The sequence below is a fragment of the Mycolicibacillus koreensis genome (genome assembly GCF_002104795.1).
GTDB lineage: Bacteria > Actinomycetota > Actinomycetes > Mycobacteriales > Mycobacteriaceae > Mycobacterium > Mycobacterium koreense.
Window position 1 is genome coordinate 55,348 of record NZ_NCXO01000013.1, and the last position, 22,235, is coordinate 77,582.

Sequence of the window (22,235 nt, forward strand, 5' to 3'; positions counted from 1 at the left end):
CGGTGGGGCCACGCTGATCAGGCGGGCGGCCATGGTCGCCGGGCCCACCGGGCAGTGAGCAACGGCGGCGGTTCGCGGTGACGGCGGGGTATTAGGGATGTCAGGACGGTTCAGCGGCGCGACCTACGCGTGTCCGCACTGTGGTTTCGACACCCCCGCCGACGGGGAGTTCTGCACGATGTGCGGCCGCGCCCTGCCGCCGGTCGATCCGTCGGTCTATCAACCGGCCGGGCGGGTGGTCCGCTGCAGCGCTTTCCTGCTCGACCTGGCGGCGATGCTCAGCCCCGCACTGCCCTTGGCGGTGATCGCCGCCCTGCTGGGGGTCGCGGCAGTGGTCTACCTGGTGGTGCCGGTCGGTTTCGTCGCGATCTGGGCCTGGATGCAGATCTGGCAGTCGCTGTCGGGCAGCACCTTCGGCAAGTCGATTCTGGGTCTTCGCTTAGTCCGGGCCGCCGACTTCCGTCCGCCGGGACTGGCCGCCACGCTCGGGCGCAGCCTGATCTTTCTGCTCACCGTCGGGGTGGCCGGGTTGCCGGTGCTGCGGGGCGCACCCGGCTGGCATGACCGCCTCACCGGTCTCACCGTGCTCGATGTGCTCAACGGCGCCGACCCGGTCGCCGGGCCACCCCGCCTCGACGACTACCGCTGAGGCGCGGCGCGCTCAGTCCGGCCGCTCCGACGGCGGCGCGGCGATCTTCGGCGGTGCGGGCGGGCCGGCCGCGGCGATCTTCGGCGGTGCCGCGATCTTCGGCGCCGCGCTCTTGGGAGCCGGGCTTTTGGGAGCCGCGCTTTTGGGAGCCGCCGCGGGCCGCTGCGCCGGGGGCGTCGGGCGCGCCGGCGGCACCGGGCGCGCCGCGATCTCGGTCACCCACACCGCGGTGAGCAGCACCGCCGCGGCCACGGCCACCGTCACATCGAATGTGCTGGTGATCTGCTGGGACAGCGAATTGCCGAACACGGCGTTGATCACCCCGGGGTTCAGCGGCTCACTGCGCGGGACCAACGCGACCCCCAGGATCAGCCGGCACACCGCCACCACGGACAGGGCGCCGAACAGCACCGCACTCACCGCGCGCGGGGCGGCTCGGCCGGTCCCGTTGAGCGCCAACCAGATTGCGATCACTGCCGCGATCACGTCGGCGGCCATCAACGCGGTGTTGTTGTACGGCGGGCCGGGCAGGTCGAGCACCCCGGTCAGCGCCACCCCGGTGATCCTCAGCACCGCCGTGCCGCCGCACCACGCCGCGATGAGGATCAGCGTTGACCGGGCGGCAGCGGGCCAGAGTCGGGCCGCATCGCCGGACCTCACCGCCGCCACCACGGCGGGGCCGACGAGCGCGGCGGCGGCGACCCAGGCCAGATACCCCTCGAAACCCACCCCCGCGGTACCGGTGTTCTGCGCGATCCCGTGAAAACTGTCCAGATCCCGCCCGACGGGCAACACCCACACCAGCGTGGCGGCCAGCCCCGCCGATCCGCCGAGCACCACCGTGGCCAGTCGCGCCGCGGCGCCACCGGTGATCAGCCACCGTCCCGCGATGATCACCGGTACCACCGCGACCACGCTGAACAGCAGCGCCGAGACCGCGGTCATCAGGTTGGCAGCTCCGGCGGCCCCGCCGAGACCGGACACCACGTATCGGGTGCGCAGGTACAGGTTGAGCAGAGCAGCGCCCACACCCGCCACGATCGAGAGCACCCCCAGCACCCGGCACGCTGTGGCGGTGCCGGGGGTCTCGGTGGCGGCACCCTGCGCCGGCCGGGCCGCCAACAACGCTCCGGCCAGCCCCAGCCAGGCGCCGGGCCCGACGCCGGGAGCGACGGCGCCGGTGCCGGTGTGGCGCACCGCAACAACGATGCTCACCACCGTGAATCCAGCAACCACCAGCAGATAGGGCAGGGTCAACGGTCCGCGCAGCGACTCGGCGGCGCCCGCACCGCGACGCCAGCGATCCACCAGCGGCGCAAGCGCGGCCAGCGTCACCACGACCAGCAGCGCGTACACCCAACCGGGGGTTGCGTCGATGCCCAGCCCGACATGGATGTTCCACGGCAGCAGCAGGCCGGCGAGGAGCAGCGCCGCCGCGATCGCCAGGTGGGCCCGGTCCCCGCGACGGTCGGTGCTGAGGCTCATATCGGTCATCATCTCCTGCTATTCGGAGCTGTCGCCGCCGAAATCCGGCATCTTCAGGTCGGGCATGGTGACATCCGGTTTCGACGGGGCCTGTTGGACCGGGGCCTGCTGCACGGGCGCCTGCTGGACTGGGGCGGGCTGGACTGGCGCCGGCTGGACTGGGGCGGGTTCTTGAGGCTGGGGTTTCGGCGCCTGGGTGGGCACCTCGACGGGTGCCTCAGGTGGTGCCTGCCGCTGCGGGGGCGCCTCCTGCGTCGGCGCCTCGGCGGGCGCTTCCACCGGGGCCCGGGTGGGGGCCTCCGTCACCGGTGCCGGCGCCTCGGTGGGCGCCTCGACGGGCGCCTGTGTCGTCGGTGCGCGCGGGGCCTCGCTGGGCTCCTCGCTCGGTGCCGGTTTCCGGCTGGGAGCCGGTTTCGTCGACGGTTTGTCGGTGGCGCTCGGCGTTGCGGCCGGGGCGCTGGGCTCGGAGGTCACCGCAGTGCGCTGCCCCGGGGTCTCCGACGACGGCGGCGCCTCGGAGGGACGCTCCTCGCTTTGCTCGGCACTGGTGTCCGGCGCCACCGCGGGTTCGCTGGGCTGGCCGGACCGGCGCAGTTCGGAGGCCGGCGTGGTCAGCGGCGACTCGGTTCCCGGGGTCGGGGTCGACGTGGGGGAGGTGGCCAGGTCGGGGAAGACCGGTGGACCGCTCTGCTCAGGGGCGACCGCCGGGCCGGTGCCGACCAAGGTGGGTTTGAGACCGTCGACGTCGGTGATCGGCACGGTCAGGGGGGACACCCCCGGGGTGTCAGCGGTGCTGGGCAGCTCGCTGATCTCGGTGACGCCCTCGGGAAGCAGCGCAGATTTCTGTTCCGGTGTGGCGGTGGCCGAGAAAAACTCCCGGGGAATGCTGGTGGTCACCGTCGCCGGATCGAACGGCGCCGATGCGGCGGCGGAGGTCGCGGTCACCGTGGCAGGCGCGGCGAACAACGCCCCCTGGGTGGGGCTGACCGCGACGACACTGCCCAGATCCGCCAGCGAGGGCCCGGCCACCCCGGCGACCATGTTGGTGAGCACGTTCGCGCCGACCATGGCGGCGGACTCCACGGCGCTCGGGACCACCAGGTTGCTCATGTAATAGAGCACATCGACCGGGGTGTACCGAGAGAAGTCCGGTATCAGCCGAGCGACCAACAGCTGGGTCAGCGGGTCCACCGCGCCGGGCACCACCGGCACTCCGGGTGCCGGGGGTATTACGGCGGGCGGCGCCGGCAGCGGTGCCGTCGCGTCGCGCACCCCGAACGTGCCGTCGGGATACATGTCGATCAGCGACGTGGCGCTGTTCACCGGCTTGGTCAGGGATTTCGGTTCGAATGTGCGCACCGTCGGGGTGACCCCGGGGGGCGGCAGCTGTTCGACGACGGTCCAGTTGTCGGCGTCCGGTTGGACACCCTGGCCCGGGCTGGTGGGGAAATACTTCCCCGGTACCGCGTCGTCCTGGGTGCGGATCGCCTGCTGGCTGTTGACCGGCTTGACCCCGATCGCGACCCCGACGGCGAGCGCGGCGAAACCGACCACGACGGCCGCCGCCACGGTGCTGCCCAGCAGCAGGGCCCGAGGCCGGTGCGCGGCAACCGACGCCGGGCCGGTCGCTGTCGGCTCGTTTGCCCAGTCGTCACCGGTTCCGTCGGCGACCCCGCCGGCCCCGCCATAGCCGTCATAGTCGCCGAAGCCCTCGAGGTCATCACCCTCGTCGACCTCGGAATAGGCCAGTTGTTCGCCCTGGGGGCTCAGCGTCGTCATCCCCGGATCGGCCGTATCGCTCGGGTTGACCGCAGCGGCCGCAGCGGTCGGCGGCATCGCCGGGGACAGCTCGGTGGCGGCGCCGTCGGCCACGACCGGGGCGGCGGTGGTCGACGCACCGGCGACCAGAGGGCCGGCCGCGGTGGGCGGATCGGCGGCGGGCTCGACGGTGACGCCGGCCAATCCCGCGGCAGTGAGCGCCTGCACCAGCCGGTCGCCCTGGGCCGCGGCGGTGGCGCTGACCCGGGTGGCGACCAGCCGGTGGCCGGTGTCGGTGAGCGCGCGATCGGTGGAGGCCAACGTCGACACCAGCGGATCGATGTCCCCGCCGCCCACCGCGACCCGCGACTCGTCGATCACCGACTCTGCCGCCGCGGCGTCGGACAGAACGATCCGCGCCTCCTCATCGGTGACCGATACCCCGAGGACAACGTCCATGGTGTCCACCTCTCCCCTCACGGTCGGCGACGGTGTATTCACCGACCGCGCCAGCGCTCACTGTATTCATTGTCGTCGCTGCATGCGACGGTGTTACCGGATGCGGCGAACTCGGCCTCGACACTTCGCCGTCCGCGCGGTCGACGCGTCCATTTCGCCCATCTGAACGGGGAAAATAGTAGGATTGAGACAGCGTTAATCGCTGCTCACCCGATCTACCCATGCCGGTGTGGCCGCGTGGGCTGCCGTCGTCCGTTGACGGTCGGTCCTCGTGCGCGACGGCGGGATGCCGCCGCGTGGTCCGTGGACCGGGGACAGGGCCGGATGAAGGAGGAGACGTGACGGTTCACCCGCAAGACATCGAACAGGTTCGCCAACTCGCCACCCAACTGCGCATCCGCGCCGCCGCGCTGGAGGAGAACGTCACGCAGGTGACCACAGCGATCCGCGCGGTGAACTGGACCGGCGAAGAGGCGGCCAAGTTCAAGTCCGACTGGTTCGACACCCACCTGCCCAACGCGGAGGCGGTGATCGCCACCATGCGGGACGGCTCGGAGAAGGCCGCCGCCGACGCCGCCGACGCCGCCAAGCGGGTGCCGAGCCGCTGATCCGGGCCGCGGGACGACGGACCGCAGCCGTGCCCTCCCTGAACGACCGGGAAATCCTGGCACGCTACCGAACCAAGCACGCGCGTCCCCATTTTTGAGTGGGCGGGTGAAGTTCTGTCCCGGATATCCTAAAAATTCCCGCCGATCGCTGCTGCGATGGCCTTGGTCGGCAAGAGCAGATGCAACGGGTCGATCGGCGAGGGCAGGAATTCGGCATGGTGCAGGTAGAACGCCCGAGCAGCGTCGTCGCGGGCGTGAACGAGCAGCGCTGGAGCTGCCACAGACTCCGAAAGTTGCAGGACTCGGCGCAGCACATCACGCAACAGACCCCACCCGAGACCGCAGCCCTGCCATTCGACATCTACCGCCAGTCTGGCCAGCAGGAAACACGGCACCGTCGCGGGTGCGCGTTTGGCGATCGCTTCAGGGGCTTCGCTACGCGCGATACCAGCAACGGTGATGGCGTAGTAACCGACAACCCGGCCCTCGAAGATGCTCACGTAGGTGGTCGCGTTGTTGGCTCGCTGATTCTGCCAGCTGTACTTCGCTAGCCATTCGTCCAGCTCGGCGGCGCCGGAGGAGAATCCGGTCCGGTCGTGCTCGCTGGTCAGTTTCTGTGGTGGCTTCGGCTTGCGCGCACTGCTCTTAGAGCCGCTAGTCACCCGCGGTCACTCCTCTTCTGCGAATGGGCTTTCACGCTGCAGTAGCTGCCGCAGCTTCGGCATGGGCTGCAGCGGCGCATCCAGGAGTTCCTGGAACCGCTCCCATTGCTCATCGTTAGCCACAAACCACTTGCGGTCGGCGAGTATCCGCTCGGCACTTTCCAGAACGCTGTCCAGGATGAAGTCGGTGACAGTACGGTCGGCGGCTTCAGCAGCCTGTCGGATCAACAGCTGCTGTTGAGCGCTGGCCCTGAAGTTCAGTCGCTGATCACGGGTGGCTTTAGTGGACGGACCGTGGACGTTGCTCATGATCTGCCTCATCTTGTTAGACGATGTGCGTACAGCGTACATACGTTATAGCAGAAAGCCGACCTTGTTTGTATGTACTCCGTATGCACACGCCATGTCCTGGAAGAAGGACAGGAACGATGTTGGGTGCTCTATTACGTCAAACCCGACGCAACTTAAAAAAACCACCCCTGAACTGCAGAAATCCTGTGGAGCTAAGGGGATTCGAACCCCTGACCCCCACACTGCCAGTGTGAAACGGGGTGTGCTGGCTCGTATTCCGGTGTCCACACCGTGCCGATTAGTCCAGGTCAGCGAGTCCACGTCGGGCCGATATGTCCAACCCGTATTTGCCCGTGATCGAGAGTCTTAGGACACGGCTAGGACACATCGAACAGGGGTTCGCCGACGCAGCCGGTCCGGTTCGTCGTAGGCGGTTCCTAGACTGCGGCACCATGGGCAAGTACCGAGGCGGGTCGAAACCGTGGGAGAAGAACGACCCGAAGGGGCGGCGGCTCGACCCTGGCCAATACCCGGAGTTGAACGCCGTCTTCTACACCGCCGACCCGGCGGAGTTCATCAAGATGCGCATCGAGTCGCTGTCGCTCATGGCGTGTAGCAGCGAGCAACTGGCCCCGCTCTACGGGACCGACCGAACCATCGGAGCCGCGTTCCTCGGTTCCGTGCCGCCGCCGACCTTAGAGGCCCGGCAGCGGTACATGCGCATGGAAGCGGTGATGATTGCCAACCACGCCTCCGAGGCAATGCTGCGCCTGTTCTTCGCTCATGTGGAGCACCCCGAATGTCCCTGGCTGGGGATGTCGGCCTCAAACGACTTCGCCGAGTACAAGGCGAAGATCGCTGACGCACTGACCAACGGGTTCGATCACGAACAAATCGCCGCTGTCTTCCTCGGCGGCACGAGCCGCGTCGATTCCTGCATCCAACTCACCGACGCCGAGTTCGGGGATGCCATCGACGGCCTGGAGATGCTGCTGATCAACTGCGCGCAACGAGTCCTCGGCGACGCCTTCGTCTACAACGCGGTCAAGCACGGCGTGAGCGCAGTCGCCGTCGATGACGATGAGGCGAAGGTCGCCTGGCAGCCGATGAACGGCGAGCCGGTGGTCCTGCACAAAGGGCCTACCCACGTCTACCTGCACAAGAAGGCGTCCCCCAACGCCGCCAAGGACGAAGCGCATTGGTGGCTCAGCATGGAGGACGCGAACCCCGGACGCGAGCTGGCGGTGTCGGTGCTCGTCACAAAAGCACTCGATTCCCTCTGGGACGTGGCCCGCCGCCGTTACCTCAGCGAAAGCGGGGCCATCAATTACGTCAGCAAGGCGACCGTCGAGATGGCGGTCTACGGCACGACCATGCAGGCGAACAACCACCTCAAGCGCATGGTTCATGAACTGATCAAGTTGAAGCCCGACGGCTCCGTTGACGGAACCCAGCACCACGTCGCCGGATACCGCATCCCGCGGGAGTGGTCGATGTCAGCAGCAGCCGCCGGAACCGAAGTCCGTAGCGTCGCATTGCCTGCTCGCCAGCGAGATCGACAGGTCTACTCCACCAGCGGTCGGGCGTACCTGCCCATCACGCCCCGCGGCTTCGAGCGAGGGTGACGCAAGGCCGTGACGGGCTAACCTCACAACCACCCGTAGGTGGTAGGTCGCCCATCGCGCAGTACCACGCCGACCGGATCGCCGCACCTCGGCGATTCAGGCACCGCTCCCCTGTCGTGTCTGTGCAGTATGGTCATGGCACTTTTGGCAGCGGACAGACAGGAATATCCAGCCGGTATGGGTTCTGTACACGAGGTCGTCGAGGCATTCCGGGACGCGCCGTCCAACTCCGAGCGCGGAACGAAGTTCGAGCAGCTGATGGTGCGCTACTTCCAGCTGGACCCGATGCTGTCGCAGCAGTACGACCAGGTGTGGCGGTGGATCGACTGGCCCGGACGCCAGGGCAAGACCGATACCGGCATCGACCTGGTGGCCCGCGAGCGCGACACCGGTAACTACACGGCGATCCAGTGCAAGTTCTACGAGCCGACCCATCGACTCGCCAAGGAAGACATCGACTCCTTCTTCACCGCGTCCGGCAAGGAACCGTTCACCAACCGGGTCATCATCTCCACCACCGACCGGTGGGGTAAGAACGCCGAGGACGCCCTGGAAGGCCAGACCAAGCCGGTGCAACGGATCGGGATGGCCGAGATCGCCGACTCCCCGATCGACTGGGACATCGCCTGGCCCGCCGGTGACCTCCACATCGAATTGGCCCCGGCCCAGAAGCACCAGGCGCGACCGCATCAGGAACAGGCGATCGACGCCGCATTCGGTGGGTTCGCCGCCGGTAACGACCGCGGCAAGCTGATCATGGCGTGTGGCACCGGTAAGACCTTCACGGCCCTCAAGATCGCCGAACGCACCGCAGCCGAGAATGGCGGCGCAGCACGCATCCTGTTCCTGGTGCCGTCGATCTCGTTGCTGAGCCAGACGCTGCGGGCCTGGACCGCGCAAACCGAGCTGGACTTGCGGGCGTTTGCGGTCTGCTCGGATACCAAGGTGTCCCGGACGGTCGAGGACTACAACGTCCACGACGTGCCGATCCCGGTCACCACCGACCCGCAGCGGCTCGCCGACGAGATGGCCTACCGCAAACGCGCCAAGGGTTTGACGGTGGTGTTCTCCACCTACCAGTCGCTGCCGGTGGTGGCCGAAGCGCAGAAGCTCGGGGTTGACGAGTTCGATCTGGTGATCTGCGACGAGGCCCACCGCACCACCGGCGTCACGCTGGCCGGCGATGACGAGTCGAACTTTGTCCGCATCCACGACGCCGACTACCTGCACGCCTCCCGGCGGCTGTATATGACGGCCACGCCGCGCATCTTCGCCGAGTCGGTCAAGGACAAGGCCGCCCAGCATTCGGCCGAGCTGGCGACGATGGACAACGAGCTGACCTACGGCCCGGAGTTTCACCGGCTGTCGTTCGGCGATGCGGTCGAGCGCGGGCTGCTCACCGACTACAAGGTGCTGGTGCTGACCATCGACGAGTCGGTGATCGCCCCGAAGCTACAGCAGCAGTTCGCCGCCGTTGACGGCGAACTGAGCCTCGATGACGCCTCCAAACTCATCGGCTGCTGGAACGGACTAGCGAAACGCGCAGGCACCGCTCCCGACGGGACCGGCTTCGCCCCCGGTGAGACCCCGATGCGCCGGGCGGTGGCCTTCGCCCGCGACATCAAAAGCTCCAAGCAGGTCGCCGAAATGTTCCCGGTCGTGGTCAGCCGCTACCAGGAACTGCTCAACGAGCACGAGAACGACGGCCAGCGCGTCGAGGCCACCAACCGCGGCCTGACCTGCGCGGTGCACCACGTCGACGGCACCTACAACGCCCTGGAACGCAACGCCGAGCTGACCTGGCTCAAAGGCGTCGTCGCTGAAGACGAGTGCCGCATCCTGACCAATGCCCGCTGCCTATCCGAAGGTGTCGACGTACCGGCCCTGGACGCGGTGCTGTTCTTACACCCCCGCAACTCCCAAGTGGACGTGGTGCAGTCGGTGGGCCGGGTGATGCGCAAGGCCGACGCCAAGGAGTACGGCTACGTCATCCTGCCGGTCGCGGTGCCCCAAGGCGTCGAGCCGTCCGCCGCACTCGACGACAACCAGCGGTTCAAGGTGGTCTGGCAGGTGCTCAACGCGCTGCGCTCTCACGACGAACGCTTCGACGCGATGGTCAACTCGATCGCCCTCAACAGCGAGTCGAATAAGAAGGGCGGGGTGGGCACCGACAAGCTGCTCGGTGCCCACATCGGCCCGACGCTGGATGACCTTGGGGATGGCACCGCCGCCGACGACGAGGCCGAGTCGCTGCGCCAGATGGCCCTGTTCTCCCTGTCGGCCTGGCAGGAAGCTATCTATGCCCGCATCGTCGATAAGGTCGGCACCCGCACCTACTGGGAGCAGTGGGCGTCCGACGTGGCCGATATCGCCGCTGCCCTGGTCACCCGGATCACCGCCTCGCTCGATGGTGCGGATACCAAGACAGCCGAGGCGTTCGGCCAGTTCGTGCGCGGGCTGTGCGACAACCTCAACGACTCGATCACCGAGGCCGATGCCATCAGCATGCTCGCCCAGCACTTGATCACCAGGCCGGTGTTCGACGCGCTGTTCGCCGGGCACGACTTCGCCTCCCACAACCCGATCTCCAAGACGATGCAGAAGATGCTCGACACCCTCGGCGGCACCGGGCTGGAAGCCGAGACCGCCAAGTTGGAAGGGTTCTACGAGTCCGTTCGCCGCCGCGCATCCGAGGTCACCAGCGCAGAAGGTAAGCAGCAGGTGATCGCCGAGCTGTACGAGAAGTTCTTCCGCATCGGCTTCAAGAAGCAGGCCGAAGCACTCGGCATCGTCTACACGCCAACCCAGATCGTCGACTTCATCCTGCGCGCCGCCGACGCCGTGTCCCGTAAGCACTTCAGCCGCGGCCTGACCGACGAGGGCGTGCACATCCTCGACGGGTTCACCGGCACCGGCACCTTCATGACCCGGCTACTGGAATCCGGGCTGATAACCGCCAAAGACCTTCAGCGCAAATACTCGACCGAACTGCACGCCAACGAGATCATGCTGCTGGCCTACTACATCGCCGCGGTCAACATCGAGACCACCTACCACGCGCTTGCGGGCAAGACCGCCGGGGTCGACGACTACGAGCCGTTTCCGGGCATCGTGCTCGCCGACACCTTCCAGATCAGCGAGGCGGGCGACTCGATGGACCGCATCATGTTCCCCCACAACAACGCCCGCATCGAGGCGCAGCTGGAAACACCCATCAACGTCATCATCGGCAACCCGCCGTACTCGGTCGGGCAGACCAGCGCCAACGACCTCAACGCCAACGTCGAGTACCCGACACTCGACAGGCGAATCGAGAACACCTACGCGAAACGGTCGACCGCGACCAACAAGAACAGCCTCTACGACTCCTATATTCGTGCCTTCCGCTGGGCAACCGACCGTATCGGGAAGGCAGGCGTCGTCGGGTTCGTGTCCAACGGCGGCTGGATCGACGGCAACACCGCGGACGGGATGCGGCTATCCCTGGCCGACGACTACTCGGCGGTCTACGTCTACAACCTGCGCGGAAACATGCGGAAGACGAACTGGAAGGAGGAGGGCGGCCAGATATTCGGAGCAGGGTCGCAAGCCACGGTCGCCGTCTTCATCGGCATCAAGGACGCCGCTCACACCGGACCCTGCATGGTCTTCTACCGCGACATCGGTGACTACCTCACCCGCGAGGACAAGCTGCGGATCGTGAACGAGAGCCAGGTCGACGCCATGGACTGGCAGACCATCAGCCCGAACGCCGAAGGTGATTGGATCAACCAGCGCGACGGTGCCTACAGCTCATGGCCCGCGATCGGTGAGAAGAAATCTCCTGGTGTCATGACGGTATTCGGCACGTACTCATCAGGTTTGAAGACGGGTCGTGACACCTGGTGCGACAACTTCTCTCGCGCCGGTCTCGATGCGAATATTGCCGAACTCGTCAACCAGTATCAGGCGGTCGGTTCGGCGTTCCACCGTGAGTTTTGCGGCAGCAAACCCAGCGAGCAGGACGTGACCAAGTTCCTACAGGCACACTCCGAGTTCACCGCCGACGGCCAGATCAGCTGGAACCGCAGCCTCAAGCAGTACCTGGCGAAGAACACGGTCATCGAACGGTCCGATGACCGCGTGCGCCTCGGCACCTATCGCCCGTTCCAGCGACAGTGGACCTATTTCGACCGTCGGGTGAACGACATGGTGTACCAACTCCCTTCGATGTTCCCGACACCGCACCACGAGAACAGCGGCATCCTCGTGCTTGCACCCCGCGACGGCATGCAATTCGCCACTCTGGCGACGGATCTACTACCGGACCTGTCGTTCTTTACGTACACGGCACAGTTCTTCCCTCGCTGGACCTACGAGAAGGCCGAATCCGACGACGGGGGTCTGGACTTCGCCGCCGTCAGCGGCGAGGTCGACAAGTACGGCTATCGCCGGGTGGACAACATCACCGATGGCATCCTCAAGCTGTACCGCGACGCGATCGGCGACCAGGTGACCAAGGACGACATCTTCTACTACGTCTACGGCCTGCTGCACGATCCCGCCTACCGGGAGAAGTATGCCGCGGACCTGAAGAAGATGCTGCCGCACATCCCGACGCCGGAGAGCCGAGAGCGGTTCAGCCAGTTCGCGGATGCGGGCCGGAAGCTGGCCAAGCTGCACGTCAACTACGAGTCCGCGGAGCCGTATCTGCTTGACGTGCAACTCAAGGCCGGCGCGAAGCCCGAGGACCGCGAGACGTGGCGGGTCGAGAAGATGAAATGGAAGTCGAAGACCGACCACTCGGCCATCATCTACAACGGCAAGGTGACCCTGGCGGGTATCCCCGAGGACGCCGAGCGGTACATGCTCGGCTCGCGGTCCGCACTGGCCTGGCTGATCGACCGGTACCAGGTGAAGACCGACAAGGCGTCGGGCATCGTCAACGACCCCAACGACTGGTGCGACGAGCACGACGCCCCGACTTACATCGTGGACCTGATCAAGAAGGTCACCACCGTTAGCGTCGAGACCATGAAGATCGTCGACCAGCTCAGCGCAACGACGCCCACCAGCTAGACAGCTGAACACCGGCTACCGGCTAGAGGTTCGACCACGGCTCGTCGTCCTCGTCCGCAGGATGGCCGCTAAGCGGTCCAGCGTCCACGGTGCCGCCCTGGTGCTGATCAACTTCGGCATCGAGCACCAGATGGCCGTTCGACGTGCCAGCGTCGGCCTTAGCCAGCATCAGGTCCACGGCCACCGCAGACCCGCCCGGAAGCTGCGCTATCGCTTCGGCCAGCATGCGGGAGTCCATGCGGCCCACCAGTTCGACGAATTGCTCGGCGAACTCCACCGAGGTCATCTGCTCGACGGCGACCTTGGACGGCGCGTCCAGGCCGAACAGGCGGGCGCGGCGTTCCATCACCTTGAGCACCATCTTCCCGGCGTCCAGATCGCCGGCCAGCGCAGCGGCCCAGTGGGTCCGCTGGAGTTCGTCGAGGCGTTCGCCTTCGATGTAGCGCATCTCTGCGACTTCTTCGGCTTCGGTGCGATCGAGTAGCCGGGCGACGGCGTAGCGGGCCGATGACTCGTCGCCCCAGTCCAATCGCTCCGCAATCACCCGGTAGGGCAACCCTTCCCGTCTCATCGCCAGGGCCTTGAGGGCGCGCTCGCGCTCGGCGGGTTGTCGCTTCGACTTACTGGGCATGATGGGTGGTCTCCTTCGAGTCGGGCAGCGATTGTCCGGGCATCCCCCGAGGCCAACCGGTGGGTGCTAACCGCGGGCCGCTACACGGTTGGACCCGTCCGGCAACGCGCCTGATGATCCCTGTGCCGGGTGTGCCGGCCCTCTCCGTTAACACCTTGCGTGAAGCAGCTACGGCGAGTAACCGAAGGGGGCGGTACACCCGGCACAGTTCTGCATTTCCACAGGTGAGCGATGGATTCACCCGACCAGCTCGCTACGCTATATCCGTCGCGAGGGGGTCGATTTTCTTTGCGTTGGCTGCCATTTCGTCCTCGGCGCGCCGGAATCGCATCCCAGCCCATACTCGGGCCTGACCAGTGATCGCGGTGTCGCCCCCGTAGCGGTGGGAGACCTTGCGGGGGTTGCGGATACGTCGCTTCTCGACCCTGTTCCCTTGCGTCTCCGTGTGGTTGGCGAACCGGGCAGTGAACGTCTCGACCGGCCAAGGGTGGTGCCCGCCCGAGCTGAGCCAGTCGTTGAAGTCGGTCAGCAGGTCTTCGACCAGGATCACGGTGCCGTCGTCGGGAATCAATCGCTCGCACCAGTAGCCGAGTACGCGGTCGGTTTCGGCCCGCCAGTCGCGGGTGTCGGCGGCGATCTTCTCGGTGGGCAGCAACGCCGTACTCGGATCGGCGTAGCAGGCGACCGCTCCCTGTACCGCCCAGGTCACCAGGGCGTCGTGCTGGCCGTCGTCGCCGTCGGCGATCCGTTGCTTGAGCAGCGGGTCGCCACGCCGGTCGGTGTCGAGCACCACGTCGTCGTCGGTCTTGCGGTAGGTGTACGGGAAGATCACCAGTGCCAGTCGCCGCCAGGTGCCGTGATCGGTCTCTGCGATCACCGGCCGGTGGTTCGTGGTGATGAACAGCGAGTGCGTGGCAGCGAACTCGATGTTGTCCTGCCGGATGTACCGGGCCTTGATCCGGGGCGTGTCCATGATCCGTTTGAGCACGGTCATGTTGAGCGAACGCCCCTCGGTCAACTCCTCACCGACCACCAGTCGCCGCCCTCGCAGGTCGGCCACCTCGGTGCTGTGCTCGCTGCCCTTCTCGGTGGCGGCGAACAGCTTCGCCGAGGCCATCGTGGCGTATCCGCCGAGGGCTGGCACCAGCCCGCCCGTCGTCAGAGCCGACTTGCCGTTCTCGCCGCCGCCCTGCAATACCGGCACCACGCCGTCGGGGGTCGGCCTGCCGGTGATGGCCTGACCGATCCTGCGCTGGAACCACGCACGCTCGTCGTCGGGCAGGGCGGTGAGTGCTTGCTCGACATCGGGGTGGGTGTACGGAGTGCCACCGTCGTTGAGGCGGTACGACCCCTTGGTGATCTTGGTCATCAGCTTCGCCGGGTCATGCGGTGTCAGCGCACCGGTGCGCAGATCGACTATCCCGCCGGGCGTGTTGAGCAGATCGGGGTCGGCGTCGAGGCAGTCCGGCTCGTTTTCGACCATGTTCCCGGCCAGCGCGAGCACTGAGGTGATCCGGTTGCGGCTGGCGACGGGCTTCCACGATTTGATTGCTTCGTCGTAATCATTGTTGGCGGGGTCCGCAGCGAGCTTCTTGGCGAAGAACCGTATCCGCCCCATGACGAACCGGCGGATCGCCTCGGTGGGCGGACCATCGCCGCATTCCTGCCAGTGGGTGCTGGTCCACCGATGCCAGCCGATGCCGCGTGCCCGGATGAACTTGCCGCGCAGCACTTTCTCGGCTGCGATTTCAGCCAGCCCCGCATCGGTGAACCGCGCCTGGCCGGGCATCTTGGGGTCGCCACCATCCTGGCCGTTGCCGGTATCCCTGCCGAGGTCGGCGGTAGGAGGATCGAGGCTGACAGATAACACGTCCAGATCGGCTTCGGGCATCTTCTCGGCAACCCGTTGCCGTATCGCGTCGATGTCGGCTGCGCGGGCCTGACCGATGGCCCACGCCAACATACCGTTGAACTCGGCGTGTGCCTGCCGAGATGTACGAGCGGGCTTCTGCTTGGAGCTGATCGGGTCTTTCATCGCTGCGGTGACGAACAGCTCCCGCAAGGTGTCGGTGGCGAGCTGGGCGGGATAGAACCCGGCGCGTGCTTCCTTCATCGCACCGGCGAGCACCGCGGTGAGGGTGCCGTGACGGGACTCGCCAGCGGCGATGCGCTCGGCGCAGTGCTTGACGAATCCGGCGAGGATATCCGGTCGTTCGCTGCGGGTGTGTGCTGCCAGGAACTCGGTCACCTGGGTGTCGGTGGCCGCATCCTCGGCGGATGAACCGTCGGTGAGTTTTTCGGCCAGCGCAGAGGGCAGAACCGGGACGGTGCCGGTGCGTTCCCACTGATACTCGCCGTCCTCGTCCGGGTGGACGCTGGGTGCGACGATGATGACGCCGTTGAGGCCGCGCACCTCACCCCAGCCGTTGCCGAGGCCACCGGTGCTATTGCCGATGGTGCGCCCGAGCGGTTGCCGGTAGACATAGTGGCCGCGACCCGGTGTGACTGGCCGAGTCGACTGATACGGCGCACCGTCGAGATGGGCCGTCAGCTCGTCGGTGAGATAGTCGGGGGCGTCTACGTCGAACACCAGCGCACCGGACCGACCTACATGCAGCGCGATCCCGTCGTCGGTTCCGGCGAACCACGCGGTGATCTGCTCGATGTCGCGGCTGGACTGCGTATGCCACCCTTTGCCGACCCGACTGCCCGGATTTTTGGTGCCGCGGCGCACCGGAAGCACGTACCAACCCGCGGCGGCGTAGGTAATCGCGGCTGTCAGGACATCATCATCAGGGTCGATATCGGGGATGTGCAGCTCGTCCGCATCACAGCAGAGACCTCCCCCGCGGCCTGCGGCACTAGGATAGGTGGTGTCCATAGGTCGTTTGGCCTTCCTGCCCCCGCCCGGTCCACAAGGGCGGGGGCATCGGTTTCTCAGTGGGGTCAGTCGTCGCCGTTGAGCATCCGCAGCAGCGCAGCCGTCGGCACCTTCACGCGGCGGTCGCCGACTTTGATAACCGGGAGTCGGCCTTCACGAGCCATCGAGTAGGCGTAAGCACGAGACACCCCGAGGGCGTGCGCGGCCTGCTCAACGCTGAGCGTCGGTGGCCCACAGCGCAGTTCGTCCAGTGCGGGCAATCCGGCGTCTTGTGCGGTAGTCATGAGCACAGCGTGCACGATTGAGTGATAATCGTCTAGACAAATCGTTATTATTCTGGTTATCGTGTTTCGGTGACCACCGATAACCCCGACTCCGATGCCATCACCGGTGACGTGATCCCCGACAGCATCCGCCGGGTGTCCGGCACCCCCGGCGGCGACGGGCTGATCGAGATGGCACTGGTTGGCTTCCCCTGTCGGTACCGGGTCAGCATCGACCTCAGCGGACCTGCCCCACGGCTCGCAGAACTCCACGTCATCGCCGACGACGACACCGACATCAGCTCGACAACCATCCGCCAGGTGCCGGTGCGGCGGCTGACGCTGGCCGCCGCACGGTTTGTCGGACTCACCGAGCATGGTGTAGCGATGGCCGGAGACTTCGACGATCCGACCGGGCTGATCCGTCCAGACCATCAGGCGGGACGCGGGAAGTACGACGATGTGCACTACCGCCAAGTCGCCAACCTGCTCACCGCAGCGCGCGAGATGGGGCTACCAGCACGCGAATACGTCGCCGAACGCCTCGGCCCGGTATCGCTGCCGACTGTCAGCAGGTGGGTCGCCGAGGCGAAGCGTCGCGGGTTCCTGCGCCGCGATTGGGCCACCACCAGCATCAAGGAGGACTAGCCATGAACATCACTGGTACCGAAGCCGCGCCTGCCCAGTCCTCGCCGCGCCGCGGTGAGCGGGCCGACAACTCGATCACGAAGCTGCCGAACGGCAAGGGGTGGCGGGCACGCCCGACGCTGGGCACCGACCCGGTGACCGGAAAGCAGGTGCGACCCACCAAGGTGTTCCGCACCAAGGGTGAGGCGCAGCGTTGGGTCACCGAGCAGCGTCAGCAGTGGGGCACGGGCGCATGGGCACCGCGGTCGACTCAAACGTTCGACGAGGTTGCCGACCACTGGACGCGGGTCCGCGAGGCCGACCCGTCCATCGGGCCGAACACGGTGCGCGCCGACCGCGAATCGCTGGCCTACGCTCGCCGGGCGTTCGGAGCGGTGGAGGTCCAGAAGATCACCCCGGCCGCCCTGACGGACTGGTCGATCACCATGACCGGGGTCAGCGGTAAGACGCTGGCCCCGGCGACCCGCCGCCGTGCCATTGTCCGGCTGAAGTCGGTCATGGACCACGCTCGCCGGATGCGGTGGATCAGCGTCAACCCGGCCGTCGACCTTGACTCACCCGAGCAGAAGGCGGTGGTGGCTGCCGACGCCGCCGACATCTGGACCCCCGAGCAGATGACGGCGTTCACCGATCACGTCGCCGCTCACCGTCTCGCCGGGTGCTTCGCCCTGACCCTGCTCGGCCTGCGCCGCGAAGAAGTCGGCGGGCTGCGCTGGTGCGACGTGGACCTTGAGGCGGGGATGTTGTCGATCCGGCAGGCCAGGGTCGACGTGAACGGGCGCGATCAGGTGGTGCCGCCGAAGACAGCACGCAGCGTCCGAGAACTGCCCATCCCACCGCGGGAGCTGTCCATGCTCAAGGCCATGCGCGTGGTGCATCGGCGGGAGCGGCTGGCCGTCGGTCAGCCGCTGGACGACCGCGACCTGCTGCTGTCCCGCGAGGACGGAACACCGCTGCCGGTCCGCGACTACTCCCGGCTTTTCACCACGCAGCGCAAGGCTGCGGGCTTGAAGCCGATCACGTTGGGCAAGCTGCGTCATTCCAACATCTCGCGGATGCGGGCCGCGGGCATCGCCGCCGACGTAGTTGCGTCCTGGCACGGCCACACCGAGCGGATGACGCAGGCGGTGTACGGGCGGGTCACCGACGATCGCCTGACCGCCGCTGCGGCGGTGTTTTCCGTAGAAGTAGGACAAAGTTAGGACACCCAAGGCAGCGCCGACCCCGGACAGCAAAGAAGCCCAGACCTAATGGCCTGGGCTTCTTTCTGTGGAGCTAAGGGGATTCGAACCCCTGACCCCCACACTGCCAGTGTGGTGCGCTACCAACTGCGCCATAGCCCCAAGTCGTGCCTATCGAAATTACACTACCGACAATCGGGGTTCAAAACGGCTGGTCACGGCAGCTCTTCGGAGCCCCGTGACCGTAGCGGGCCCACCTCTTGGGGCGCGGGGACGCCGCCGCGGGTCTCCGGGGCGAGCACCCAGCCCGCCGCGGCCACCAGGAAGATGACCCCGCTGATGGTGAAACTCGCCTCGAAACTCCACCGTTCGGCGATCTGTCCGATCGCCAGTGACCCCGTGATCACCCCCAGGTCGGCCATCATCTGGAAGGTGGCCACCGCGGTGCCCGACCGCGCCTCGCTACCCAGGATGTCGGCGATCGCGGCCTGCTGCGGGGCGCTGAACATCCCCGAGGCCGCGCCGGTGAGGTAGGCGGCCAGCAGGAACAGCGGCAGCGACGAGACCACCCCGAGCAGGATCGTCGACACCCCCGCGGCGGCCAACCCGACGATCAGCGGGTAGCGCCGGCCGGTGCGGTCGGAGAGATAGCCGGCCGGGATGACCGCCGAGACGTTGCCCGCGGCGATGGTGGCCAGCGCCACCCCGGCCATCCCCGGACCCCGGCCCAGCACCTCGGTGATGAACAGCGGCACCAGCGCGATACGCAGGCCCAGCACCGACCATCCGGTGGCGAAGTTCGACAGCAGCGCCGACCGGTAGGCGCGGTGGCGCAGCGCTTCGCGCACCGTCACCGTGGTCCCGCCGGTGTCGGCGACCGGAGCGGCCAGTGGCGAATGGCGCAGGTTGACGAAGACGACCAGCGCCGCCGACAGCACCGCGGCGCCGTAGATGACAAACGGCGCGGCCAGCCCCAACCCCGCGGTGAGGCTGCCCAAGACCGGCCCGCCTATCGAGCCGAGCAGAAACGCCGTGGTGAACATCCCCGCGATGCGGCCACGGGAATCAGCAGGGCTGATCCGAATCATCAGCCCCAGCGAGGAGATGAAGAACATCGTGGAACCGATCCCGCCGATCGCCCGGAACAGCAGCAATTGCCAGTAGCTTTGGGCGATCGCGCACGCCGCGGTGGAGACCGCGACGATCAGCAATCCGCTGACGTAAACCCGCCGCTCCCCCAGCCGTTGCACCAACATGCCGCTGGCGGGGGCGAACGCCAGTCGCATCAACGCGAAGGCCGTGACCACGAACGTGGTCGCCCCGATACTGACCCCGAAATGCCGTGCATAGGACGGCAGCACCGGCGAGACGACGCCGTATCCCAACGCGATGATGACGTTCGCCGAGATCAGCACCCAGATTTCGCTGGGCAGGCGTTGCCGACGCCCGGCGCCGAGGCGGCCTCGGAGCGCAGAAGTCACCCGATAACCCTATTCACCACTTCCTGCGCCGCCTCCTGCACCTGCCCCAGGTGGTCGGCACCGAGGAACGATTCGGCATAGATCTTGTACACGTCCTCCGTACCCGACGGGCGGGCGGCGAACCAGGCGTTGGCGGTAGTGACCTTCAACCCGCCCAACGGTGCTCCGTTGCCGGGGGCGGTGGTCGCGGTCGCGGTGATGGGTTCTCCGGCCAACTGATGGGCACCTACTTGATCGGCGGACAGGCGGGACAGCTTCGCTTTCTGTTCCCGGTCGGCCGGTGCGTTGACCCGCGCGTAGACCGGGTTCCCATATCGTTCGGTGAGTTCGCGATAGCGTTGCGACGGGCTGATTTCGGTGACCGCGAGGATCTCGGCCGCCAGCAGCGCACAGATGATGCCGTCTTTGTCGGTGGTCCACACTGTTCCATCGCGACGCAGAAACGATGCGCCGGCGGATTCTTCCCCACCGAAACCTATTGTGGCATCTGATAATCCATCAACAAACCATTTGAATCCGACCGGGACCTCCTGCAACTGTCGACCGATCCCGGCGACGACCCGGTCGATCATCGAGGAGCTCACCGCCGTCTTTCCGACGGCCAGACTCTGCGGCCAGTCACGACGATGGGTGAACAGGTAGTCGATGGCGACGGCGAGGAAATGGTTGGGGTTCATCAGTCCCGCATCGGGGGTGACGATGCCGTGCCGGTCGGCGTCGGCGTCGTTTCCGGTGGCGATCTGATAGCTGTCCCGATGCGCGATCAGGGAGGCCATCGCATCCGGTGAGCTGCAATCCATTCGGATCTGCCCGTCGGTGTCGAGGGTCATGAAACGCCACGTCGCGTCGACCTCCGAGTTGACCACCTGCAGATCCAGTCGATGCCGTTGCGCGATAGCCGCCCAGTAGTCGACGCTCGCCCCGCCCATCGGGTCAGCGCCGATGGTCACCCCGGCTGCTCGGATCGCCTCCAGATCAACAATGTTCGCGAGATCGTCGACGTAACTGGCCAGGAAGTCATAGCGACCGGCCGCGGACAACGCCCGCGACAGCGGCACCCGCTTCACCGCACGGCATCGGTCACGCAGGATCTCGTTGGCGCGCCGAGCTATCGCATCGGTCACCTCCGTGTCGGCGGGTCCGCCATGTGGGGGGTTGTATTTGAAGCCGCCGTCGCGCGGCGGATTGTGCGACGGGGTGACCACGATTCCGTCGGCGCTCGGCGTGCCATTGCGCCCGACGCGACGATTGTGGGTCACTATGGCGTGGCTGATCGCCGGTGTGGGGGTGTAGCGCCCCGCCGCATCGATCACGGTGGTGACATCGTTGGCGGCCAGCACCTCCAGGGCCGAGACCCAGGCCGGTTCGGACAGCCCGTGGGTGTCGCGGCCGATGAACAACGGCCCGGTGATCCCGGCGGCGTCGCGGTATTCCACGATGGCCTGGGTGATGGCCCAGATGTGGTGCTGGTTGAACGCGGCGTCGAGTGCCGAACCGCGATGCCCGGAGGTGCCGAAGGACACCTGCTGGTCGGGATCGGTGACGTCGGGCTCCCTGGTGTAATAACACGTCACCAGGTGAGCCAGGTCGACGAGATCATCGGGTGCAGCCGGCTGACCGGCCCGCGGATGGACCACCATGGTTTCATTCTGCGACACATCCGGCTCCGGCCGGGCCAGACGCGACAACGGAAGGCGAGCAGTGTGGGGACATGACCGGCGCGAGTTGGCGGCCGTGTTCGCCGGCGGCGCCCTGGGGGCCACCGCACGCGCCGTGCTGGAAACCGTCGTCGATCCCGATCCCACCCGCTGGCCGTGGACCACGTTCGCGGTCAATATTCTCGGCGCGCTGCTGCTGGGGTACTTCACCACCCGACTGCTGGAGCGGCTTCCGGTGTCGAACTACCGCCGGCCGCTGCTGGGCACCGGCCTGTGCGGCGGGTTGACCACGTTTTCCACCATGCAGGTCGAGACGCTGCACATGCTCGAGCACCACCAGTGGACGCTGGCGGTCGGCTATCTCACCGCATCGGTGAGCGCCGGTTTGGCTGCGGTGCACCTGGCCACCGTGGCGGTACGTCGGGTGCGGGTGCGCCGATGATGCTGTGGGCGGCGGTGATGGTGGCCGGCGGGCTGGGCGCGGTGCTGCGGTTCCTCGTCGACCGGGCGGTGGCGCGCCGGATGGCGCGCGGGCGCGGGTTCCCGTTCGGCACGCTGGTGGTCAACGTGACCGGCTCACTGGTGTTGGGGCTGATCAGCGGGCTGGCGTTGAGCCCGCAGTGGAGCCTGCTGGCCGGCACCGCGCTGGTCGGGTCCTACACCACGTTCTCCACCTGGATGCTGGAGACCCAGCGCCTCGCCGAGGAGCATCAGCGGCTGCCGGCCGCCGCCAACATCGTGATCAGCATCGTCGCCGGGCTGGCCGCGGCGCTGGCGGGCCAGTTCCTCGGCGGGTCGCTGTGAGGTGGGCCGCAGTATGGGCGCCGGGGAAGAACGGCGCCGCCGACGGCAGTTGGTCTGACCAGAGCGTGCCACGACGACCGGTGGCCGGAGCAC

Annotated in this window: 17 protein-coding genes and 2 tRNA genes; 8 read left to right on the forward strand and 11 right to left on the reverse strand. The window is 67.0% G+C overall.

Annotated elements, in window-relative coordinates; all coding sequences use genetic code 11:
- Positions 1-97 precede the first annotated feature (97 nt).
- Positions 98-649 carry an RDD family protein gene (locus B8W67_RS08175; protein ID WP_069392220.1) on the forward strand — a complete coding sequence of 184 codons (552 nt, stop codon included), beginning with the start codon at positions 98-100 and terminating at the stop codon, positions 647-649.
- Between the two features lie 12 nt (positions 650-661).
- Here the strand turns inward: B8W67_RS08175 and B8W67_RS08180 are convergent, their stop codons facing one another.
- The gene (locus B8W67_RS08180) at positions 662-2,134 is read right to left on the reverse strand and encodes a DUF7937 domain-containing protein (protein ID WP_133056077.1); all 1,473 of its coding nucleotides are present in this window, start codon (positions 2,132-2,134) and stop codon (positions 662-664) included.
- 18 nt (positions 2,135-2,152) lie between these two features.
- A complete protein-coding gene (locus B8W67_RS08185; RefSeq protein ID WP_133056078.1) occupies positions 2,153-4,351 on the reverse strand; it encodes a hypothetical protein in 2,199 nt (732 codons plus the stop codon).
- A gap of 338 nt (positions 4,352-4,689) precedes the next feature.
- Here B8W67_RS08185 and B8W67_RS08190 point away from each other — a divergent pair, with 338 nt between their 5' ends.
- The gene (locus B8W67_RS08190; protein WP_085303367.1) at positions 4,690-4,959 is read left to right on the forward strand and encodes a hypothetical protein; all 270 of its coding nucleotides are present in this window, start codon (positions 4,690-4,692) and stop codon (positions 4,957-4,959) included.
- A gap of 128 nt (positions 4,960-5,087) precedes the next feature.
- Here the strand turns inward: B8W67_RS08190 and B8W67_RS08195 are convergent, their stop codons facing one another.
- The 3 genes from B8W67_RS08195 to B8W67_RS20810 all read right to left on the reverse strand — a co-directional run bounded on the left by B8W67_RS08195 (position 5,088) and on the right by B8W67_RS20810 (position 6,191).
- Positions 5,088-5,621 (reverse strand): GNAT family N-acetyltransferase, encoded by a 534-nt coding sequence (locus B8W67_RS08195; RefSeq protein WP_197747592.1) that lies wholly within the window; start codon positions 5,619-5,621, stop codon positions 5,088-5,090.
- Positions 5,622-5,627: 6 nt separating this feature from the next.
- Positions 5,628-5,942, reverse strand: a complete 315-nt coding sequence (locus tag B8W67_RS08200; RefSeq protein ID WP_234793890.1) for a type II toxin-antitoxin system TacA family antitoxin — start codon at positions 5,940-5,942, stop codon at positions 5,628-5,630.
- A gap of 177 nt (positions 5,943-6,119) precedes the next feature.
- Positions 6,120-6,191, reverse strand: a tRNA-Ala gene (locus tag B8W67_RS20810).
- A gap of 173 nt (positions 6,192-6,364) precedes the next feature.
- Between B8W67_RS20810 and B8W67_RS08205 the strand changes: the two genes are divergently transcribed.
- Positions 6,365-7,537, forward strand: coding sequence for a hypothetical protein (locus B8W67_RS08205; RefSeq protein WP_085303368.1), 1,173 nt, complete (start codon positions 6,365-6,367; stop codon positions 7,535-7,537).
- Between the two features lie 177 nt (positions 7,538-7,714).
- Complete coding sequence (locus tag B8W67_RS08210; protein WP_085303369.1) at positions 7,715-12,595, forward strand: DEAD/DEAH box helicase; 4,881 nt, start codon at positions 7,715-7,717, stop codon at positions 12,593-12,595.
- Positions 12,596-12,617: 22 nt separating this feature from the next.
- On the opposite strand, the gene B8W67_RS08215 is transcribed toward B8W67_RS08210, so the two are convergent.
- The 3 genes from B8W67_RS08215 to B8W67_RS08225 all read right to left on the reverse strand — a co-directional run bounded on the left by B8W67_RS08215 (position 12,618) and on the right by B8W67_RS08225 (position 16,391).
- Complete coding sequence (locus B8W67_RS08215; protein ID WP_133056079.1) at positions 12,618-13,226, reverse strand: hypothetical protein; 609 nt, start codon at positions 13,224-13,226, stop codon at positions 12,618-12,620.
- A 253-nt stretch (positions 13,227-13,479) separates the two neighbouring features.
- Entirely contained in the window at positions 13,480-16,107 is a 2,628-nt protein-coding gene (locus B8W67_RS08220; protein WP_085303371.1) for a phage/plasmid primase, P4 family, read from the reverse strand.
- A gap of 65 nt (positions 16,108-16,172) precedes the next feature.
- Positions 16,173-16,391 carry a helix-turn-helix domain-containing protein gene (locus B8W67_RS08225; protein WP_085303387.1) on the reverse strand — a complete coding sequence of 73 codons (219 nt, stop codon included), beginning with the start codon at positions 16,389-16,391 and terminating at the stop codon, positions 16,173-16,175.
- Between the two features lie 69 nt (positions 16,392-16,460).
- Between B8W67_RS08225 and B8W67_RS08230 the strand changes: the two genes are divergently transcribed.
- Positions 16,461-17,018, forward strand: coding sequence for a hypothetical protein (locus B8W67_RS08230; protein ID WP_085303372.1), 558 nt, complete (start codon positions 16,461-16,463; stop codon positions 17,016-17,018).
- 2 nt (positions 17,019-17,020) lie between these two features.
- On the forward strand, positions 17,021-18,220 hold the full coding sequence (locus B8W67_RS08235; protein WP_085303373.1) for a site-specific integrase: 1,200 nt from the start codon (positions 17,021-17,023) through the stop codon (positions 18,218-18,220).
- A 68-nt stretch (positions 18,221-18,288) separates the two neighbouring features.
- Here B8W67_RS08235 and B8W67_RS08240 read toward each other — a convergent pair.
- From B8W67_RS08240 to pgm, 3 genes are all read right to left on the reverse strand, one after another.
- A tRNA-Ala gene (locus B8W67_RS08240) sits at positions 18,289-18,361 on the reverse strand.
- Positions 18,362-18,414: 53 nt separating this feature from the next.
- Positions 18,415-19,680 carry an MFS transporter gene (locus B8W67_RS08245; RefSeq protein ID WP_234806698.1) on the reverse strand — a complete coding sequence of 422 codons (1,266 nt, stop codon included), beginning with the start codon at positions 19,678-19,680 and terminating at the stop codon, positions 18,415-18,417.
- The gene (gene pgm, locus B8W67_RS08250) at positions 19,677-21,320 is read right to left on the reverse strand and encodes a phosphoglucomutase (alpha-D-glucose-1,6-bisphosphate-dependent) (protein WP_085303374.1); all 1,644 of its coding nucleotides are present in this window, start codon (positions 21,318-21,320) and stop codon (positions 19,677-19,679) included. The genes B8W67_RS08245 and pgm overlap by 4 nt, the downstream gene beginning before the upstream one ends.
- A gap of 61 nt (positions 21,321-21,381) precedes the next feature.
- Here pgm and crcB (B8W67_RS08255) point away from each other — a divergent pair, with 61 nt between their 5' ends.
- Entirely contained in the window at positions 21,382-21,780 is a 399-nt protein-coding gene (gene crcB / locus B8W67_RS08255; RefSeq protein ID WP_069392225.1) for a fluoride efflux transporter CrcB, read from the forward strand.
- Positions 21,777-22,142, forward strand: a complete 366-nt coding sequence (gene crcB / locus B8W67_RS08260; protein ID WP_085303375.1) for a fluoride efflux transporter CrcB — start codon at positions 21,777-21,779, stop codon at positions 22,140-22,142. The genes crcB (B8W67_RS08255) and crcB (B8W67_RS08260) overlap by 4 nt, the downstream gene beginning before the upstream one ends.
- Positions 22,143-22,235 lie beyond the last annotated feature (93 nt).

Coding starts and splice junctions, on each gene's coding strand:
- B8W67_RS08180 (WP_133056077.1), bottom strand. CDS start 2,134: ATGAGCCTCAGCACCGACCGTCGCGGGGACCGGGCCCACCTGGCGATC.
- B8W67_RS08175 (WP_069392220.1), top strand. CDS start 98: ATGTCAGGACGGTTCAGCGGCGCGACCTACGCGTGTCCGCACTGTGGT.
- pgm (WP_085303374.1), bottom strand. CDS start 21,320: ATGGTGGTCCATCCGCGGGCCGGTCAGCCGGCTGCACCCGATGATCTC.
- B8W67_RS08235 (WP_085303373.1), top strand. CDS start 17,021: ATGAACATCACTGGTACCGAAGCCGCGCCTGCCCAGTCCTCGCCGCGC.
- B8W67_RS08210 (WP_085303369.1), top strand. CDS start 7,715: ATGGGTTCTGTACACGAGGTCGTCGAGGCATTCCGGGACGCGCCGTCC.
- crcB (WP_085303375.1), top strand. CDS start 21,777: ATGATGCTGTGGGCGGCGGTGATGGTGGCCGGCGGGCTGGGCGCGGTG.
- B8W67_RS08205 (WP_085303368.1), top strand. CDS start 6,365: ATGGGCAAGTACCGAGGCGGGTCGAAACCGTGGGAGAAGAACGACCCG.
- B8W67_RS08200 (WP_234793890.1), bottom strand. CDS start 5,942: ATGAGGCAGATCATGAGCAACGTCCACGGTCCGTCCACTAAAGCCACC.
- B8W67_RS08185 (WP_133056078.1), bottom strand. CDS start 4,351: ATGGACGTTGTCCTCGGGGTATCGGTCACCGATGAGGAGGCGCGGATC.
- B8W67_RS08225 (WP_085303387.1), bottom strand. CDS start 16,391: ATGACTACCGCACAAGACGCCGGATTGCCCGCACTGGACGAACTGCGC.
- B8W67_RS08215 (WP_133056079.1), bottom strand. CDS start 13,226: ATGCCCAGTAAGTCGAAGCGACAACCCGCCGAGCGCGAGCGCGCCCTC.
- B8W67_RS08220 (WP_085303371.1), bottom strand. CDS start 16,107: ATGGACACCACCTATCCTAGTGCCGCAGGCCGCGGGGGAGGTCTCTGC.